The following is an 18,113-nucleotide window of genomic DNA, read 5'->3' as shown; positions in this document are numbered from 1 at the left end:
TAATTGGTACAGACCACTTGGTAGTCACTGACGACGGAGAACGTACCCGACGTAGGAGAACACTATGAGAACGGCGACCCCCAGTCGCACCAAGTTCGTGTACTCCTCCGGGTAGATCACGCCCTCGATGTAGTGGTCGATGAACCCGCTGGGCGGCAGCCCCGGCTCGCCGCCCGCGCGTCGTGCCCAGTCCTCCACCAGCGTGAGCGGGCACTCGAGGCCCACCACGACCGACAGCACGCCCCAGGTCACGGCCGCGAGATGGGCCCAGATCGTCCGCCTCCACACCCAGGCGACGAACCCGCCCACGACCAGGTAGGCGAGAAAGGCGAAATGCACCACCATCGCTGCGTCGGCGAGGAGGCGGTACATCATGGCTCGACGGTGGCCGCCTTCCAGGCGTCCACGATCCCGTGACCGTAGAAGCCGTTGTCGGACGGCCCGCCTTCGCAGTCGTGCGTGGCGGTCTGGCCGAACGCCTTGTAGACGTACTGGCGCGGGGTGGGGCACGCCTTCTGGGTGGCGGTCTGGTAGAGCAGGTTCTCGACGGTGTCAGGGGACAGCTCGAGGCCGCCCTTGCCGGGCTTGCCGAACCGGCTGACGAGGATCGCGGCCACGCCCGCGGCGTGCGGCGAGGCCATGGAGGTGCCTTCGAGGTACTGGTAGTAGGAGCAGGTGCCGCCGGTGCAGTCCGCGACGACGTCGGCGCCCTTGGGCCTGCCGGCGGCGTCGATGCGGCCGGTGGCGCGCAGCACGCGCTCGGGCGCGGCGGCCAGGATCGACCGGGTGGCCAGGGTGCCCTCCCCGTCGAGCACGTCGCCGCCTGGCGCCGCCAGGTCGGTCTGCTCGTCGCCGTAGTCGCTGTAGATGGCCTTGCGGCCGGAGGGGCCGAGCGCGGAGATGGAGATGACGCCCTTCGACTCGGCGGGCACGTTGAGGCAGGTGTTGTCGACCTTGCGCTCCTTCTCCTCGCCCTTCGGGTAGCCGGGGCTCTGCCTGTCGACGCTGGGGTGGCCGAGGTCGGTGGAGCCGTTGCCGAGGGCGGAGACGAGCGTGACGCCGCGCTCGCGGGCGTAGTCGAGTGCGCGCTGCATGCCGGTGATCACGGCCTGCTGCTCCAACTGCTGCTTCCTGGTGTCGGCCTGGTTCGCCGCGCAGTTGAACAGCCAGGGGTCGACGTAGTAGCTCATGTTCACGACGTCCACGCCGATGTCGCCGGCGTAGGTGAGGGCGTCGAGACTGGGCTTGAGGAAGAAGAACCCGGAGTCCTGGCCGGCCCTGATGTTCACGATCTGGACGCCGGGCGCGACCCCGGCGATGCCGATGCCGTTGACGGGCGAGGCGATGGTGCTGGCGACGTGGGTGCCGTGGCCGTCGTCGTCGACGTCGACGGGGTCCTTGCAGTCGGCGGCCTCGCAGGGTCCGTCGAGGGTCTCGCCGCGCTCGTCCTTGGGTTTGTCGGTGACGAAGTTGCGGCTGAGCTCACGGTTGAAGTTGGGGGCGATGTCGGGGTGCTTGCCGTCCACGCCGGTGTCGATGACGCCGACCAGGACCTGCTTGGTGCCGGGCGCCTTGGCGTTCGCGCGGTCGGCGCCGATCATCCGCATGTCCCACTGGCGTGCGGCGAGCGGCTCGGCCTGGTCCGCGCCCTGTCCGGTGTTCTTGGCCGGGTTCTTGGCGAACGCGTCCGCGCCGGGGAGCGTCTTGGCGGGGCGGGCGGCGGCGTAGCCGATGCTCCGGTCGGGCGAGATCCCGGCGACGGCGTCGTCCGCGCCCACGGCCTCCTCGAATCCGCCGCCCGAGCCGGTGACCATGAGATAGTCGAGCTTGGTGTCGGCGGAGACGGTCCGCCCACCGGCGCGCTCGACGGCGGCGCGGGCCTCGTCCTGCTTGCCGCGGTCGTAGAAGACCAGGAACTCGGCCTGGGAGGCGGCCGGCGCGGCCGAGGGGGTCGAGCCGGTCGAGGCGGCCACGGCGGCCGGGCCCGCCGCGGCCAGGGGTCGTGGCGCGGCGGTCGAGCACGCGCTGATCGCGAGCACGGCCACCGCCGTCAAGCCAGAGGCGACGCGCCGCATCGTTCCCCCATCCACCGACTGTCGCAGAATCTCAATCTTCCCGACAGTTAACCAGCGATGCCCCTTAATAGTGAAATTTCGGTCGTAGCTGGGCGAAGCGGATTCACAGGCCGGGATGTCAGCGGCGGGGCTCGATGGTGACGCCGCCCATGATGACGCCGCGCGACATGGGCCGGCGCAGGAACTCGTGCGGGAAGCCCAGGTCGACCCTGCTGGCCTCGTCCAGGGCGGCGAGGTGCTCCGCGTCCAGGCGTACGTCGAGGGCGCCCAGGTTGTCCTCGAGCTGACGCAGCGTACGGGCCCCCACGATGGGCGCGGTCACGGCCGGGTCGAGCAGCGTCCAGGCCAGCGCCACCTGCGAGGGCGTCGAGCCGATCTCGGCGGCGACCCGCTTGACCACCTCCGCGATCGCGAGGGACCGCTCGGTCAGCGACCCGTTGGCGGCGGCCACGTTCTTGCGGGTGCCGGACGGGTCACTGGTGCCCTCTCCCAGGTCGAGGTCGGCGCGGGTGTACTTGCCCGCGAGCACCCCGCCGGCCAGCGGCGACCACGGGACGACCCCGAGGCCCATCTCGCGCGCCATGGGGACGAGGTCACGCTCGACCGTCCGCTCCACCAGGCTGTACTCGATCTGCAGGGCGATCAGCGGCGACCATCCGCGCAGGTCGGCGATGGCCTGCATGCGGGAGACCTGCCAGGCGGGCAGGTCGGAGACGCCGACGTAGAGCACCTTGCCCGCCCTGACGAGGTCGTCCATCGCCCGCAGGATCTCCTCCACGGGGGTGGTGAAGTCCCAAGCGTGCAGGTAGAGCAGGTCGAGGTGGTCGGTGTTCAGGCGGCGCAGGCTGGCCTCCACCGACCCCACCATGCTCTTGCGGTGGTTGCCGCCGGAGTTGGGGTCGCCCTTGCGCCTGGCCATGCTGTACTTGGTGGCCAGCACGAGCTGCTCGCGCCGCCCCGCCGCGAACTCCCCCACCAGGGCCTCGGCCGTGCCCTCGGTGTACTGGCTGGCGGTGTCGACGAAGTTGCCGCCGCGATCCACGTACGTGTCGAAGATGCGGCGCGACTCGTCCTTGTCCGAGCCCCAGCCCCAGTCCGTCCCGAACGTCATCGTGCCCAGCGACAGCGGCGAGACCCGCAGCCCGGAGCGGCCCAGCAGACGGAAGGTGTCAAGTGTCGTCATGCCCACCAGGCTGCCCCGGCCGGGAGTCGTGGGTAAGGGAAGGCTCTTCCTGGGATCGGAAGTCCCAGGAACGCCGGGCCGTACCATCGGAGGTGATGAGCACCGTCGATCAGGCCCGCGAGCTGGCGGCCTTCCTGCGCACCCGCCGTGAGCGGCTGCATCCCGACACGGTCGAGCTGCCGTCCCGCCGCGCCCACCGCCGCACCCCCGGCCTGCGCCGCGAGGAGGTCGCCGAGCTGGCCGGGGTCAGCGTCGACTACGTGGTCCGGCTGGAGCAGGGGCGCGGGCTGCGGCCCTCGCCCGAGGTGCTGGAGGCGCTGGCCGACGCGCTGCGGCTGAGCGAGGACGAGCGGGCCTACCTGTTCGACCTGGCCCAGCAGCGCCCCACCCGGCAGGCGGCCGAGGAGGAGGCGGGGCCGCTGGCCCAGCTCGTGCTCGACCTCTCGCCGCTGCCCGCCATGCTGGTCAACCACCGCTTCGACATCCTGGCCTGGAATCCGGAGATGGCCGCGCTGATGCTCGACTTCGGCGCGGTGCCGCCCGAGCAGCGCAACACCCTGTGGCTGTGCATGCTGCACCCGGGGCTGCGCCACTTCTACCGCGACCGCGAGCGGTCGCTGCGCGAGGGCATCGCCGACCTGCGGGCCGCGTGGGCGGCCCATCCAGGCGACAAGGCGATGGCGCAGCTCGTGGAGCAGCTCACCACGGGCAGCGAGGAGGCGGCCCGGCTGTGGGCCAAGCGCGACGTACGCGTCAACGCCCGGGGCCAGAAGCGGCTGCGGCACGCCACCGAGGGGCCGCTGACCGTCGCGTACGAGGTGCTGATGCCGTTGCAGGCCCAGAGCCAGCGGCTGGTCATCTACCGGGCCGCCGACCCCGAGTCGCAGCGGGTGCTCGACGCCGTCGTCCGGCGGGCCCAGAGCGGGCCCGCCGGAGCGTGAGGCGTCAGACCAGCGGCCGGGCCGTCGGCGGGATCGGGTACGGCAGCGCCGTCTCGCCCGTCAGGAACCGGTCGACCCCGGAGGCGGCGGCCCGCCCCTCGGCGATGGCCCACACGATGAGCGACTGCCCGCGCCCCATGTCGCCCGCCACGAAGACGCCGTCCACCTTGGACATGTACGTCTTGTCGCGCGCCACGTTCCCCCTGGCGTCGTAGAAGCCGTCACCGGCGACTTCGGCCAGGTCGCGCAGCAGGGCGCCCTTCTCCGGCCCGACGAAGCCCATGGACAGCGTCACCAGCTCGGCCGGGAGTTCCCGCTCGGTGCCCGGCACCGGCTTGAACCCGCTCTGCGGCCCCTCGACGTCGACCAGCCGCAGGGCGCGCACGTTGCCGGCGTCGTCGCCGACGAACTCGGTGGTGGAGACCGCGTAGACCCGCGCTCCCCCGCCGTCGACCAGCTCCTCGTGGGCGCTCTCCATCTTGAACAGCATCGGGAACGTCGGCCACGGCTGGCTGCCGGGCCGGCTGGCCGGCGGCTGCGGCATGATCTCGAGCTGGGTGACCGACGCGGCCCCCTGCCTGATCGCCGTGCCGATGCAGTCGGCGCCGGTGTCGCCGCCGCCGATGACCACCACGTGCTTGCCCTCGGCCGAGATCGGCGACCGGTCCAGATCGCCCTCCTGCACCTTGTTGGACAGCGGCAGGTACTCCATCGCCTGGTGGACGCCCGCCAGCTCGCGCCCCGGCACCGGCAGGTCGCGCCACTGGGTGGCCCCGCCCGACAGCACCACGGCGTCGAACCGCTCGCGCAGCTCCGCGGCCGTGAGATCGACGCCGACGTCCACGCCGGTGCGGAACTCGGTGCCCTCGGCCCGCATCTGCTCCAGGCGGCGCTCGATGTGCCGCTTCTCCATCTTGAACTCGGGGATGCCGTAACGCAGCAGCCCGCCGATCCTGTCGGCCCGCTCGAACACCACCACGTCGTGCCCGGCCCTGGTGAGCTGCTGGGCGGCGGCGAGCCCGGCCGGGCCGGAGCCGACGACCGCGACCCTCTTGCCGGTCCTGACGGCCGGGGGCTGCGGGGTCACCCAGCCCTCGGCGAAGGCCCGGTCGATGATCTCGACCTCGACCCGCTTGATCGCCACCGGGTCGGCGTTGATGCCGAGCACGCACGCCGCCTCGCACGGAGCCGGGCAGAGCCTGCCGGTGAACTCCGGGAAGTTGTTCGTGGCGTGCAGCCGCTCGATCGCCTCGCGCCAGTCCGTACGGAAGACGAGGTCGTTCCACTCGGGGATGAGGTTGCCCAGCGGGCAGCCGTTGTGGCAGAACGGGATGCCGCAGTCCATGCAGCGGGCCGCCTGCCTGGTCAGCCGCTCCTGCGAGAAGTCCTGGTAGACCTCGCGCCAGTCGGTGATGCGGACGTCCACGGGGCGGCGTGCCGGCAGCTCCCGGTCGTGCGTGAGAAAACCCTTCGGGTCAGCCATTCGGTACGCCTCCCTTATCCCTGCACAGCGGCGGCCATGACCGCCTCGTCGATGTCCCTGCCCTCGATGCGGGCGGCCTCTGCGGCCTCCAGCACCCTCTTGTAGTCGGTCGGCATGATCTTGCCGAACCTGGCCAGCGCCGCGTCCCAGTCGGCCAGCAGCCGCTTGGCCACCGGCGAGCCGGTCTCCGCGAAATGCTTCTCGACCGTCTCCTTGAGGAACTCGGAGTCCTGCTCGGTGAGCGCCTCGATGGCGACCATCTCGCGGTTGACCCGCTCGGGCTTCAGATCCAGCAGGTACGCCACGCCGCCCGACATCCCGGCCGCGAAGTTGCGCCCGGTCGGGCCGAGCACCACGGCCCTGCCGCCGGTCATGTACTCGCAGCCGTGGTCGCCCACGCCCTCGACGACCGCCGTGGCGCCGGAGTTGCGGACGCAGAACCGCTCGCCCACGACGCCCCTGATGAACACCTCGCCGGACGTGGCCCCGTACAGGGCGACGTTGCCGGCGATGATGTGGCCGTCGAGCGGGGCCTCCTCGTGCGGCCGGAGGGTGATCCGCCCGCCCGACAGGCCCTTGCCGAGATAGTCGTTGGCGTCGCCGGTCAGGCGCAGCGTGATACCGCGCGGCAGGAACGCGCCGAACGAGTTGCCCGCCGAGCCGGTGAAGGAGATATCGATGGTGTTGTCGGGCAGGCCCTTGCCGCCGTACCGCTGGGTGACCTGGTAGCCGAGCATGGTGCCGACCGTGCGGTTCACGTTGCGGATGGGCAGGTCGAGCGTGACCGGGGTGCCCTCGTTGAGCGCGCCCTCGGCGAGCTGGATGAGCGTGTTGTCGAGCGCGTGCTCCAGGCCGTGGTCCTGCTCGACGAGCCTGCGCAGCGCGGTGCCGGCGGGCAGGTCGGGCCGGTGCAGGATGGGCGACAGGTCGAGCCCGCCGGCCTTCCAGTGCTCCTCCGCGGCCGTGGTGTCGAGCAGCTCGACGTGCCCGATGGCCTCGTCGAGCGAGCGGAAGCCCAGCTCGGCCAGGTATTCGCGGATCTCCTGCGCGACGAACTCGAAGAAGTTGACCACGAACTCGGGCTTGCCGGTGAAGCGCTTGCGCAGCTCGGGGTTCTGCGTGGCCACGCCCACCGGGCAGGTGTCGAGGTGGCAGACCCGCATCATCACGCAGCCGGAGACGACCAGCGGAGCGGTGGCGAAGCCGTACTCCTCGGCGCCGAGCAGCGCGGCGATGACCACGTCGCGGCCGGTCTTGAGCTGGCCGTCGACCTGGACCACGATGCGGTCGCGCAGGTCGTTCAGCAGCAGGGTCTGCTGGGTCTCGGCGAGGCCCAGCTCCCACGGCGCGCCCGCGTGCTTGAGCGAGGTGAGCGGCGAGGCGCCGGTGCCGCCGTCGTGCCCGGAGATGAGCACCACGTCGGCGTGCGCCTTGGACACGCCCGCCGCGACCGTGCCCACCCCGACCTCGGCGACCAGCTTGACGTGCACCCTGGCCCGCGGGTTGGAGTTCTTCAGGTCGTGGATGAGCTGGGCGAGGTCCTCGATCGAGTAGATGTCGTGGTGCGGCGGCGGCGAGATGAGGCCGACGCCGGGCGTGGAGTGCCGGGTCTTGGCGATCCACGGGTAGACCTTGTGGCCGGGGAGCTGGCCGCCCTCGCCGGGCTTGGCGCCCTGGGCCATCTTGATCTGCAGGTCGTCGGCGTTGACCAGGTACTCGGAGGTGACCCCGAACCGGCCGGAGGCCACCTGCTTGATCGCGGACCTGCGGGCGGCGTCGTGCAGCCGCTCGGGGTCCTCGCCGCCCTCGCCGGTGTTGGACTTGCCGCCGAGCCGGTTCATCGCGATGGCGAGCGTCTCGTGCGCCTCCATCGAGATGGACCCGTACGACATAGCGCCCGTGGAGAAGCGCTTGACGATGTCCTCCACCGGCTCGACCTCTTCGAGGGGCACCGGGGTGCCCTTGCGCAGCTTGAACAGGCCGCGCAGGGTCATCAGCCGCTCCGCCTGGGAGTCGACGAGGCTCGTGTACTCCTTGAAGATCTCGTAGCGGCGGGTGCGGGTGGCGTGCTGCAGCTTGAAGACGGTGTCGGGGTTGAACAGGTGCGGCTCGCCCTCGCGCCGCCACTGGTACTCGCCGCCGACCTGGAGCCTGCGGTGGGCGTTCTCCACCCTCGGGTACGCGTGCCGGTGCCGCTGCTCGACCTCGGCGGCCAGCACGTCGAAGCCGACGCCGCCCAGGCGCGAGGTGGTGCCGGTGAAGCAGGAGTCGATGACCTCCTGGCTCAGGCCGAGCGCCTCGAAGATCTGCGCGCCGGTGTAGGAGGCCACCGTGGACACGCCCATCTTGGACATGACCTTGATGACGCCCTTGCCGTACGCCTTGATCAGGTTGCGCACGGCCTTGTGCTTGCCGATCCGCAGGACGCCGGTGTCGACCAGGTCCTCGATGGTCTCGATCGCGAGGTAGGGGTTGATCGCCGCGGCGCCGTAGCCGATCAGCAGCGCCATGTGGTGGCACTCGCGGGCCTCGCCGGTCTCGACGACCAGGCCGATCTTGGTGCGGGTCTTCTCCTGGATCAGGTGGTGGTGCACCGCGCCCGTCAGCAGCAGCGACGGGATCGGGGCGAGCGTGTCGGAGGAGCCGCGGTCGGACAGCACGATGATGCGCGCGCCGTCGGCGATCGCCCGCGACGCCTCGGCCCTGATCTCCTCCAGCCGCCGCAGCAGCGCCTCTCCGCCCCCGGCGACCTCGTACAGGCCGCTGATCACGTACGGGTGGAAGCCGGGCAGGTCGTGCTCGTCGTTGATGTGGATGATCTTGGCGAGCTCGTCGTTGTCGAGCACCGGGTACGGCAGCACGAGCTGACGGCAGGAGCTGGGCCCCGGGTCCAGCAGGTTGCCCTCGGGCCCGAGCGTGCTGGCCAGGGAGGTGACCAGTTCTTCCCTGATGGCGTCCAGCGGCGGGTTCGTGACCTGCGCGAAGAGCTGGGTGAAGTAGTCGAACAGCAGCCGCGGCTTCTCGCTCAGCACGGCCACGGGCGTGTCGGTGCCCATGGAGCCGATCGGCTCCTGGCCGACCTTGGCCATGGGCGACAGGATGACGCGCAGCTCTTCCTCGGTGTAGCCGAAGGTCTGCTGCCGCTTGACGAGCGCCTCGTGGGTGGGGATCTCGCGCTGGCGGGCGGGCAGCTCCTCGAAGCGGACGAGCCCGGCGTGCAGCCAGTCGACGTACGGCAGCTCGGCCGCCAGCTCCGCCTTGATCTCGTCGTCTTCGATGATCTTGCCGCGGGCGGTGTCGATGAGGAACATGCGGCCCGGCTGGAGGCGGCCCTTGCGCACCACGTCCTCGGGCTTGATGTCGAGCACGCCGGCCTCGGAGGCCAGCACGACCAGGCCGTCGGCGGTCACCCAGAAGCGTCCTGGGCGCAGGCCGTTGCGGTCGAGCACGGCGCCGGCCAGGGTGCCGTCGGTGAACGTGATCGAGGCGGGGCCGTCCCACGCCTCCATCATCGTGGAGTGGAACTCGTAGAAGGCCCGCCGCGCCGGGTCCATCTCCGTGTGGTTCTCCCACGCCTCGGGGATCATCATGAGCACGGCGTGGGGGAGGCTGCGTCCGCCGATGTGCAGCAGTTCGAGTGCCTCGTCGAAGCTGGCGGTGTCGCTCCCATCCGGGTCACAGATGGGGAAAAGTCGTGAAATTTCGCCCGGAATGTGGGCAGAAGCCAGCATCGCCTCGCGAGCCCGCATCCAGTTGCGGTTGCCCTTGACCGTGTTGATCTCGCCGTTGTGTGCGATGTAACGGTAGGGGTGGGCCAGCGGCCAGCTCGGGAAGGTGTTGGTGGAGAAGCGCGAGTGCACCAGCGCGATCGCGCTCTCGAAACGCTCGTCGCTCAGGTCGGGGAAGAACGGCTCGACCTGCCCGGGCGTGAGCATGCCCTTGTAGACGACCGTACGGGCCGACAGCGAGGGGAAGTACACGTCGGCCTCGTGCTCGGCCCGCTTGCGCAGGCAGAACGCCAGCCGGTCGAGCTCCAGCCCCTCGAGCCCGGCGGGGCTGGAGACGAAGAGCTGGGCGAAGTGCGGCATGACGGCCCTGGCGCTCGGCCCGGGCAGCGCCCGGTCGACGGGCAGCTCCCGCCAGCCGAGCACGGTGAGGCCCTCCTCGGCCGCGATCTCCTCGATCAGGCGCGTGGCGATGCCCCTGGCCTCGTCGTCGATCGGCAGGAAGGCGATGCCGGTCGCGTACGAACCGGCGGCGGGCAGCGTGAACGGCACGCTCGCCCGGTAGAACCCATCGGGGATCTGCGTCAGGATCCCGGCTCCGTCGCCGGTGTCCGGCTCGCTACCCTTGGCGCCCCTGTGATCAAGATTGCACAGCGCCGTCAGGGCCTTGACCACGATCGCATGACCACGGCGGCCCGCGACGTCGGCCACCATGGCGACTCCGCAGGCATCGTGCTCGTTGGCGGGGTGGTAGAGACCCTGAGGCTCGGGGAACCCGAGGTGGGCAGCAGGCATTGAATCCCTCCCGTCGTCATCGTCTGTCTCGAACTGCTCTACAGGCGGGGACGACGTTGGCCCTGCTGCGTATCGTGGGTAGAGGTTACCTCACCCTGCCGGAATGGTGCCCGCCGCATCCACATTGCGAACATTCCGACCGTCTCGACATCCGAACTCCTTATCCCAAACCCCGGGCATACCCCCCGAAATTCCCGAGCGTGACCACGGGAATACGTCAGAGGAAGCGAGTCCCGTACCCGCCGCCCCCGAGCCCGGAGCGCTTCGAGAACATCGGCAGCCTCGACGGCACCACTGGCCCCACGGCCCGAGCGACCTCAACGGGCTTCAGCGGTCCGAGCAGCAGCAACCTCAACGGCCCCACTGTCCTCGCCAGCCCCAACGCTCGAAGCCCCTCATCAGCACCACCAGCTCAAGCCAGCATCCTCAGCACCACCGGGCTACCGACCCCACAGAGCCACAACACCGCCAGCACCATCAGCACCAGCACATCACCATCAGCACCATCCCACACCACACAGGCACCACCAGCACCAGCACCACGGCGCCACCCGCGTCACCAGCGCCGCCAACCTCCGCCAACTCCGCCAGCGCTGCCAGCGCCAATTCGAACCTTTCGGCCCCATTCGCTGCTTCGACTTGACTTCGCCAAAGTGACCTCATCGACCTCAGCAGCCGTTCATCGGCCTCAACAGCCGCAGTGCCCTCGGCGGCCTCAACAGCCGAAACCCCGATAGGGTTCGCGCATGGAGCGTGACGGGCTGGAACGGCTGCTCAGCGAGGCCGGGGCCGACAGCAGGCGACTGAGACACGCCCTGGCCCTCCTCTGCGACGGCCAGTGGCGCACCCTGGCCGACCTGGTCAGGGAGACCGCCACGGCCCGGCGTACCGTCGAGGCCCTGCTGCGTGAGCTGGTCCTGGAGCGCGACGGTGACAGGGTGCGCGTCCCGCTCGTCGACACCCCCGCCTACCAGGACCTTCTCGCCGTGGCGCCGCAGCCGGAAGACCCCGTGGCCCACCTGCTCCCCCACTACGCCCACGTGCTCGACCGCCTCGGCGACCTCGTCGCGAAGGCCCCCCGCGCCCGCCACGTGCTCGACCACGTCTCGGCCACGCCGGAGACGGTGCTGCGGCGGGCGCTGCTGCTCGGGGCCCGCTTCTGGCTGCCGGGCGCGCGCCTGCTGTGCGTGGGCGACCACGACCTGACCTCGCTGGCCGTCAAGCTGGTGCATCCCGAGACCGACGTCACCGTGGTCGACGTCGACGAGCGCATCCTGGCCTACATCGACGACCAGCGGTTGGGCGTACACACTCGCTGGGCCGACCTGCGGCTCGGCCTGCCGGGCTCGGCCCGCGACCACGACCTGGCGCTCACCGACCCGCCGTACACGCCGGAGGGCACGGGCCTGTTCGTGGCGCGGGCGGTGGAAGGGCTGAAGGACGAGGGACGGGTGCTGCTGGCATACGGGGCCAGCGAGCGTACGCCGATGCTGGCGCTCAAGGTGCAGCAGGAACTCACGGAGCTCAACCTCACGTACGAGGCAATTTACCCAGATTTCAACCGATATTTCGGGGCGGAGGCCATCGGGTCGGCCGCCGACCTGTACATCCTGCGCCCCACCACCAAGACCCGCCCGGCCGTGCAGTCCCGGCTGAGCCGCCAGACCACCGCCATCTACACGCAGGGCCCGCAGTCCGTCGAAAGCACCGCCACCGGGAGACGGGCCGCCGCCGACACGCGGGCCACCGCTGAGAGACGTACCGCAGCCGAGAGCACGGCAGCCGCCTCTGCGGGCATCGCGCGGGCTCTGTCCGGGTTCGAGCCCGACCTGCTGGTGGGCGAATGGCCCAAGGACCTCGACCGCCCCCGGGTCAAGCTCTCGACCTGGCTCGCCAAGCCGTACGCCGCCGCGCCCGCCCGGGTGGCCGTGGCCGTACCGCCCGGCCTGGAGGCCGCGCTCCCGCGCCTGCTCCTGGCGACCCGGGCCACGCACGTACGCGTCGTGGGGGCCACTCTCGCATCCGTGCCCGAGGTGCTGTCGGCCGTGTACACGGTGAGCGAGGCGGACGAGGGCGTGCTCGACGCCGTACGACTGCCGCAGCCCGACGGGCAGGCCGAGTCGGTGCTGCGCAGGATCCTGGACAACGGGCACTCCAAGCTGGCGAACACGTGGCGGGAAGGGCTCATCGCGGCAGCCCGCACCCAGGGCACGACCCTGACCAAGAACGAGGCCCGGACGCTGATCCGCGAGGCGGCCGACTGGTCAGACGACCTCACCCCCCTGGAAGCCCCCCTCCACCGCCTATCAGCGCTCGCCCCCGCCATCTCCACCACCATCACAGCCCTCACCACAACCACCTAACCCACCCAAATCCCCCCACCCATCACCCGTCCCCAGAATTGCCGATTCGGTCGGCCCTTCACCCGCCTACGGCCCGAGACCATCACCTCTGGCCCAAGATCACGTCTGTGAACGTGACCTCAGAGCATCCCCATCGGCGCGGGTCCAAAGAGCAGCCCCCATCAGCAGATCCCGTCGCCAGGTCCGACGAACTGGTCGCCTGCCAAAACCTGGATGACAGGCCCCCAGCGACAGGGCCCGAGCTACAGGGCCCGGATGACAGGGCCCGGGTGACGGCGGGAGGCTCAGGTGATGGATGGCTCAGGTGATGGGGTGGCTCAGGTGACGGCGACGATGCGGCCTTGGACCACGCGCCCGAGGCCGTCCAGCGCGACCAGGGCAGCCACAAGATCCTGAGCGGACGCGGACGCGGACGTGGACGTGGACGTGGACGTGGACGTGGACGTGGACGTGGATGCCGATGCGGACGCCGCCCCACCAACCCAGCTCACCGTCACGTAATGCCCCATGGCACGGGCCTGGGCCCGGCTTCCCTCAGGGTCGAACGCGGCCTCCTGCCGTACGAACGCGTCCTTTTGCAGAGCCGCCACCAGCGCATCGGCCGCCTGCCCGTCACTCAGGTTGAAGATGACGAACTGCCCCGCCAAAGAGCCCCCCTGGTAGGTGGCCTGGAGCGCCTGCGTGCACCCGGCGGCCGTCGTGCCCCACAGCACCTCGCCACAGTCGGCGAACGAGCGGGTGGCGACCAGACTCATGGACCCGAGGGTACGGGTGGCCTCGGTGAAGACCTCTTGGAGGGTCAGCGGGGTGGCGTCGTTCTGGCGGGTGCCGATGGCCGTGTAGAACGCGGAGGTCGGCTCGCCCCGGAAGGTGGCGGGACGAGGCTCCTCCCGCCCCAGCCAGAACCAACCTGCCACGGCGACTGCGGCCACGAGGGCAAGCACGGCAGGAATCAGAACACGTCGCGACATCAGACGCCGACTCCCACAAACACGCCGCCCCGAACGACTCCTACAGACACACCCCGTACGACCTCCACAGACACGCCCCCACCCCGTACGACTCCCACAGACACGCCGCCACCTCGAACGACTCCCACAGACACGCGACCTCGCCCAGAGAGCCCCTGGAACCCTCGCACAAAGCCCCTCCGACCGAAAGCCACCCCTCCAGGGGACACCACCCCTCCAGGGGACACCGCCACCCCTTCAGGGAACACCACCCCTCCAGGGAGCACCGGACCAGCCGACGCAGCGGCGCAGTCAGCGGAGCCCAAAGGGCCACGCATCACACGGATGAACGCCACGTCGCCCGGCATCAGGAGGACGGCCCCGTGATCGAGACGACACGGCGGTAGACGGCCTTTTCCGCTCCCCGCAGTGCCAGCGTGAGGGAGACGAAGTCGTCCTTGACGGTGGGTTCCGCGCCGTCGGCCCGGCCGAGCCACACCAGCCCAACGTAGTGGCCGAGCGCGTAACTGCCCGCCTCCGAGTAACCACCGGCGGGAAAGGCGGCCTTGTCCGTGCTCAGGGGGTGGACCCACCCGCCACGGTAAAGAGTCTTCAAGGACTCCACCAACTCACCGGCCGACTGACCGTCCTTGAGGTTGAGCAGCGTGTACTGGCCGATGTAGCGGCCGTCGGAACTGGCGTAGAGGCCGCGCGCGGCCTGGGTGCAACCGGCGTCCGACGTCAGTTCGAGGAGGTCGGCACCCCACAGCGCCTGGGCGCAGTCGGCGTCGAGCTGCTTGGAGACGAGCTTGAGCTTCAACTTCTTGGACACGGTCAGCTCGGTCTCGCTGAACACTTCCTTCTCTGTGAGCGCCTTGGCGTCCTTGGACCTCTCGGCCACGGGGTCGAACAGCTTGGGTGAGCCCCAGCCGTGGAACACCTGCGGCAGCGGCGCACCGGGGGCGACCACGGCGGCACTGGCCGGCCGTTCGGGCGTGTACGTACCGAGCGAATTCGCGACCGCCACGAACCCCACGGCAGCCGCCAGCGCACCGGCGACCGACGCGATGATCACGAGCATCCGCTGTTGCCCGGGGCGCAGACCCAAGTCGGTGAGCAGCGGTAGTTGCCAGTCGGAGGGCGGCGTCCGGCGCCGCTTACGCGACCCGCCCACCACGTCGCCCCCACTCTCGGTGGCCTCTCCGTCGTCGTCTCCGGCCGACCGCCGCCCGCCGGCATCCCGGGCAGATCGCCTCCCGCCCTCCTTCGCGGCAGGACGTATCCCGCCGCCGAGGTCTCGGAGCGACCACCCACTCTCGTCATCGTCGTCCTCGGCCGACCGCCGCCCACCGGCACCCCGAGCAGACCGCCTGCCACCGTCGCCACCCGCCGACCGCCGTCCGCCGCCACCATCACTGTCCGCCGACCGCCAACCACCACCGTCGTCGGCCGCCGACCGCCGACCACCACCACTGCTGTCCGCCGACCGCCGTCCGCTGCCGCCGCTGTCCGCTGCCACCGCTGTCCGCCGACCGCCACCATCGGTGTCCCCAGCCCCAGAACCCCAGCCGCCGCCGTCAGTGTCCGCGGAAAGCCAGCCACCGCCATCGGTGTCCGTTGACCGGCCATCGTCCGCCAGCCACTGACCGTCGTCATCGCCGTCCTTTGACCGTCTGCCGGTCGAAGAGCGCCCGCCCCTCCTGGAACGCCGGCCACCATCGACACCGCCCGCAGCCCACAAACCTCCGGCTACGCCACCTGCGGTCCACGTGCCGCCACCGGCACCGCCTGTCGACCACTCGTCACCGTCGGTCCCATCCGCCGACGCCACATCGGGCTCGGGTTCGCCGGCCGACCGCCGACCAGCGTCGGCTTGGCGACCACGGCCCCGGAAGCCGAGGCCACGCGAGCGCCGTTTCTCACCTCCCGCACCCTGCCGTCCTCCGGCCTCACCATCCGGCACCGACCGTCCGCCGGGCTCAGAGCCCAATCTCGTGTCGTTTACCGAGCCCGCCGCCGCGTGGTTCCCCGAGCCCTGCGCCGCGCCCCTTCCGTAGCCGGCCGCCGCGTCGTTCCCGGACCTCGCCACCGACCAACCACCGTCATCGGTGCCAGCCATCCCCACACCGCCGGGAGAGCCACCACCAGACCATCCACCACCATCCGTACCCGCAGCCCCCGCACCACCACGCGAGCCACCAGCGGGCCAACCACCGCCGTCCGTCCCTGCCGCCCCGACGCCATCACGCGAGCCTCCAGCAGACCAACCAGCACCATCCGTGCCTACCGACCGCGCACCACCACGGGAGCCACCGGCAGGCCAACCACCACCATCCGTACCTGCCATTCCCGCACCACCACGGGGGCCTCCAGCAGGCCAACCACCGCCGTCCGTGCCCGCCGCCCCCACGCCATCACGGGAGCCACGAGCAGGCCAACCACCACCGTCTGTGCCCGCCACTCCCGCACCACCATGGGAGCCAGCTCCAGCGGGCCATCCGCCACCATCGGTGGCAGCCCGGCCTTGGCCGCCGTCGGTGGCCGTTCGCCAGCCGTCGGTGGCCGCCCGCCCAGCGTCGGTGGCCGCTCGCCCGGCGTCGCCGTCGGTGCTCGACCGCCGTCGACCTCGACGGCCCACCGACCGCCCACCGTTGTCAGCACCGGCACCCGACCGGCCATCACCCGCCGAGCCGGCATCCGGCCGATCACCACCGGACGGACCGGCCGCCCGCCGACCGCCTGTGGCGGAACCGGCCGCCTGCCAGTCGCCGCTGACCGCCCCCGAGGTGGCCTGGCCCTGCTCCGAGGAGGGGACGTTGCCACGCGAACGAGCGGCCCTGCGCCCACCACGCCCGCCTTCCGCCCCAGCCGACCGCCGCGCACCGCCATCCGAACCGGCGGACTGCCAAGCACCGCTCCCTGGACCAGTGGACTGCCAAGCACCACCGTCCGAACCAGCCGACTGCCACGCACCACCGTCCGGGCTGGTGGAGTGCCAGGCGCCACTGTCCGACCCAGCGGGCTGGGCGTCGCCAGGAGCGGGGTCGGAAGACTGCCAGAAGCCGCCGTCGGCGTCCGAGGCACCCCGGCCGCGGCCATCGCCGCCCACGGGCCCGCCGCCGTCGCGCCCGGCAGACCGACGGCCGCCGCCACCGGCGCCCGGGTCGGGCCGGGTGCCGTCGCCGGCGCTCGACGAGTGCCGACCGTGCTCGGCACCACGCTCGGTGCCGCGCCCGGAGCGGGAGCCCCGGGAGCGGCCCGTTCCTTCTCCGTTGCCCGCCGAACGGCCGCCACCGTTGGAGCCGCCGGGCGTGGCGCGTCTGCGGGCCATCACCGCCCCGCCGCCCCGCCCGTGCCGAACGCGACGACGGCGATGAGCGCGAAGTTCGACACCGGGCCGTCCGTCGCGCCGAACACCGCTGGCCGTGACCGACCTCCGGTGACGTCGCGATGCCGGTGGTGGACCTCCGCGCGACCGCTCATCGCGAGTTCTTCTCCTTCGTCACGGTTTCGGGCTCGGCGTCGGAGACCTTCTCCTCAGCGGGCTCCCCAGCGGCCTCCTCCGAGGAGGAGGACGAGGACGAGGAGGCTTCCGCGTCGGAGCCCTCCGCCCTCGGGGAATCGGCGTCGGCGGAGGTCTCGGCGGAGGCGTCACCGGTGGCACCGGTCGTGGCGTCGCCCGTGGTGGCGGCGGTGGACGTGTCCTTCGTGGCATCCCTGGAGGAGCCCTCGGGAGCGTCCGCCGAGTCGTCAGAAGCGGCCTCGGCCGCCGAGGACTCGCCCGTGCCGGGATCGGCCTGGCCGGAGGCGTGGGCCGGGTCGACCGGGTCGTCGGGCGACGGCGCCACCACGATCTCCTCGCCCGACTTGTTCCTGGTCACCCAGAGGTACACCAGCGCGCCGACGAACAGCACCACCGAGGTCCACTGGTTGATCCGCAACCCGAGGAACTCCACCGCGTGGTCGACGCCGCCCACCGGGTCGATGCGCAGCCCTTCGATCCAGAAGCGGCCGAGCGTGTATCCGGCGACGTAGACGGCGAACAGCCGGCCGTGGTGCAGCGCGAAGCGACGGCCCGCGTAGATCAGCACGAAGCCGAGCGCGACGTCCCACAGCGACTCGTACAGGAAGGTCGGGTGGTAGAGGACGCCGGGCTCGCCGCCGTGGTCGACGTCGATCTCCAGGCCCCACGGCAGCGTGGTGGGCGAGCCGTAGAGCTCCTGGTTGAACCAGTTGCCCCAGCGGCCGATGGCCTGGGCGAAGGCGATGCCTGGCGCGACCGTGTCGGCGACGGCGCCCATGGACAGGCCGCGTCTGCGCACGGCCAGCCAGACGCCGACCCCGCCGAGGGCGATCGCGCCCCAGATGCCGAGGCCGCCCTCCCAGATGTAGAGCGCCTTGTAGGGCTCTTTGATCGCGCGGCTGCCGAAATAGGTCTGCCAGTCGGTGATGACATGGTAGAGCCGTCCGCCGATGAGGCCGAAGATGACCGCGGGGACGGCGATGTCAATGATCGTCCCCTTCTGGCCACCGCGAGCGCGCCAGCGCCGCTCGCTCAGCCAGACGGCGACGATGACGCCGAGCACGATGCATAGCGC

At 71.1% G+C, this 18,113-nt stretch carries 12 protein-coding genes; 2 read left to right on the top strand and 10 right to left on the bottom strand.

The features are described 5' to 3' along the window. Positions 1 to 24: 24 nt before the first annotated feature. The 3 genes from ACZ6S0_RS08600 to ACZ6S0_RS08590 all read right to left on the bottom strand — a co-directional run bounded on the left by ACZ6S0_RS08600 (position 25) and on the right by ACZ6S0_RS08590 (position 3,258). Positions 25 to 375, bottom strand: coding sequence for a DUF2784 domain-containing protein (locus tag ACZ6S0_RS08600; protein WP_465914704.1), 351 nt, complete (start codon positions 373 to 375; stop codon positions 25 to 27). Further along, positions 372 to 2,075 (bottom strand): S8 family peptidase, encoded by a 1,704-nt coding sequence (locus ACZ6S0_RS08595; protein WP_465914703.1) that lies wholly within the window; start codon positions 2,073 to 2,075, stop codon positions 372 to 374. The genes ACZ6S0_RS08600 and ACZ6S0_RS08595 overlap by 4 nt, the downstream gene beginning before the upstream one ends. 118 nt (positions 2,076 to 2,193) lie before the next feature. Next, a complete protein-coding gene (locus ACZ6S0_RS08590; protein ID WP_465914702.1) occupies positions 2,194 to 3,258 on the bottom strand; it encodes an aldo/keto reductase in 1,065 nt (354 codons plus the stop codon). Between the two features lie 95 nt (positions 3,259 to 3,353). Between ACZ6S0_RS08590 and ACZ6S0_RS08585 the strand changes: the two genes are divergently transcribed. Then, the gene (locus tag ACZ6S0_RS08585; protein WP_465914701.1) at positions 3,354 to 4,199 is read left to right on the top strand and encodes a helix-turn-helix domain-containing protein; all 846 of its coding nucleotides are present in this window, start codon (positions 3,354 to 3,356) and stop codon (positions 4,197 to 4,199) included. A 4-nt stretch (positions 4,200 to 4,203) separates the two neighbouring features. On the opposite strand, the gene ACZ6S0_RS08580 is transcribed toward ACZ6S0_RS08585, so the two are convergent. Both ACZ6S0_RS08580 and gltB read right to left on the bottom strand, forming a co-directional pair. After that, positions 4,204 to 5,682, bottom strand: a complete 1,479-nt coding sequence (locus ACZ6S0_RS08580; protein WP_465914699.1) for a glutamate synthase subunit beta — start codon at positions 5,680 to 5,682, stop codon at positions 4,204 to 4,206. A gap of 14 nt (positions 5,683 to 5,696) precedes the next feature. After that, positions 5,697 to 10,202 (bottom strand): glutamate synthase large subunit, encoded by a 4,506-nt coding sequence (gene gltB / locus ACZ6S0_RS08575; RefSeq protein WP_465914698.1) that lies wholly within the window; start codon positions 10,200 to 10,202, stop codon positions 5,697 to 5,699. A 746-nt stretch (positions 10,203 to 10,948) separates the two neighbouring features. Here gltB and ACZ6S0_RS08570 point away from each other — a divergent pair. Next, the gene (locus tag ACZ6S0_RS08570) at positions 10,949 to 12,565 is read left to right on the top strand and encodes a bis-aminopropyl spermidine synthase family protein (RefSeq protein ID WP_465914697.1); all 1,617 of its coding nucleotides are present in this window, start codon (positions 10,949 to 10,951) and stop codon (positions 12,563 to 12,565) included. A gap of 317 nt (positions 12,566 to 12,882) precedes the next feature. Here the strand turns inward: ACZ6S0_RS08570 and ACZ6S0_RS08565 are convergent, their stop codons facing one another. The 5 genes from ACZ6S0_RS08565 to lgt form a co-directional block, all read right to left on the bottom strand. Continuing rightward, positions 12,883 to 13,509: a hypothetical protein gene (locus tag ACZ6S0_RS08565; RefSeq protein ID WP_465914695.1), complete on the bottom strand. Its 627-nt coding sequence runs from the start codon at positions 13,507 to 13,509 to the stop codon at positions 12,883 to 12,885. Between the two features lie 373 nt (positions 13,510 to 13,882). Further along, positions 13,883 to 14,596, bottom strand: coding sequence for a hypothetical protein (locus ACZ6S0_RS08560; RefSeq protein ID WP_465914694.1), 714 nt, complete (start codon positions 14,594 to 14,596; stop codon positions 13,883 to 13,885). 1,202 nt (positions 14,597 to 15,798) lie between these two features. Then, complete coding sequence (locus tag ACZ6S0_RS08555; RefSeq protein ID WP_465914692.1) at positions 15,799 to 16,212, bottom strand: hypothetical protein; 414 nt, start codon at positions 16,210 to 16,212, stop codon at positions 15,799 to 15,801. Between the two features lie 633 nt (positions 16,213 to 16,845). Next, positions 16,846 to 16,998 carry a hypothetical protein gene (locus ACZ6S0_RS08550; protein ID WP_465914689.1) on the bottom strand — a complete coding sequence of 51 codons (153 nt, stop codon included), beginning with the start codon at positions 16,996 to 16,998 and terminating at the stop codon, positions 16,846 to 16,848. Then, on the bottom strand, positions 16,995 to 18,101 hold the full coding sequence (lgt, locus tag ACZ6S0_RS08545) for a prolipoprotein diacylglyceryl transferase (protein ID WP_465914688.1): 1,107 nt from the start codon (positions 18,099 to 18,101) through the stop codon (positions 16,995 to 16,997). Before lgt ends, ACZ6S0_RS08550 begins: the two co-directional genes overlap by 4 nt. Between the last annotated feature and the right edge of the window lie 12 nt (positions 18,102 to 18,113).

The sequence above is a fragment of the Nonomuraea sp. NPDC051298 genome (assembly GCF_055586305.1).
Note: the sequence above shows the minus strand (reverse complement) of the source record. Positions and strands in the feature narration are given on the sequence as shown.

Excerpts from the sequence above, each read along its gene's own strand:
- ACZ6S0_RS08600 (WP_465914704.1), bottom strand. The coding sequence starts at position 375 with ATGATGTACCGCCTCCTCGCCGACGCAGCGATGGTGGTGCATTTCGCC.
- ACZ6S0_RS08570 (WP_465914697.1), top strand. The coding sequence starts at position 10,949 with ATGGAGCGTGACGGGCTGGAACGGCTGCTCAGCGAGGCCGGGGCCGAC.
- ACZ6S0_RS08585 (WP_465914701.1), top strand. The coding sequence starts at position 3,354 with ATGAGCACCGTCGATCAGGCCCGCGAGCTGGCGGCCTTCCTGCGCACC.
- ACZ6S0_RS08595 (WP_465914703.1), bottom strand. The coding sequence starts at position 2,075 with ATGCGGCGCGTCGCCTCTGGCTTGACGGCGGTGGCCGTGCTCGCGATC.
- gltB (WP_465914698.1), bottom strand. The coding sequence starts at position 10,202 with ATGCCTGCTGCCCACCTCGGGTTCCCCGAGCCTCAGGGTCTCTACCAC.
- ACZ6S0_RS08590 (WP_465914702.1), bottom strand. The coding sequence starts at position 3,258 with ATGACGACACTTGACACCTTCCGTCTGCTGGGCCGCTCCGGGCTGCGG.
- ACZ6S0_RS08580 (WP_465914699.1), bottom strand. The coding sequence starts at position 5,682 with ATGGCTGACCCGAAGGGTTTTCTCACGCACGACCGGGAGCTGCCGGCA.
- ACZ6S0_RS08550 (WP_465914689.1), bottom strand. The coding sequence starts at position 16,998 with ATGAGCGGTCGCGCGGAGGTCCACCACCGGCATCGCGACGTCACCGGA.
- ACZ6S0_RS08560 (WP_465914694.1), bottom strand. The coding sequence starts at position 14,596 with ATGCTCGTGATCATCGCGTCGGTCGCCGGTGCGCTGGCGGCTGCCGTG.
- ACZ6S0_RS08555 (WP_465914692.1), bottom strand. The coding sequence starts at position 16,212 with ATGCCGGCTCGGCGGGTGATGGCCGGTCGGGTGCCGGTGCTGACAACG.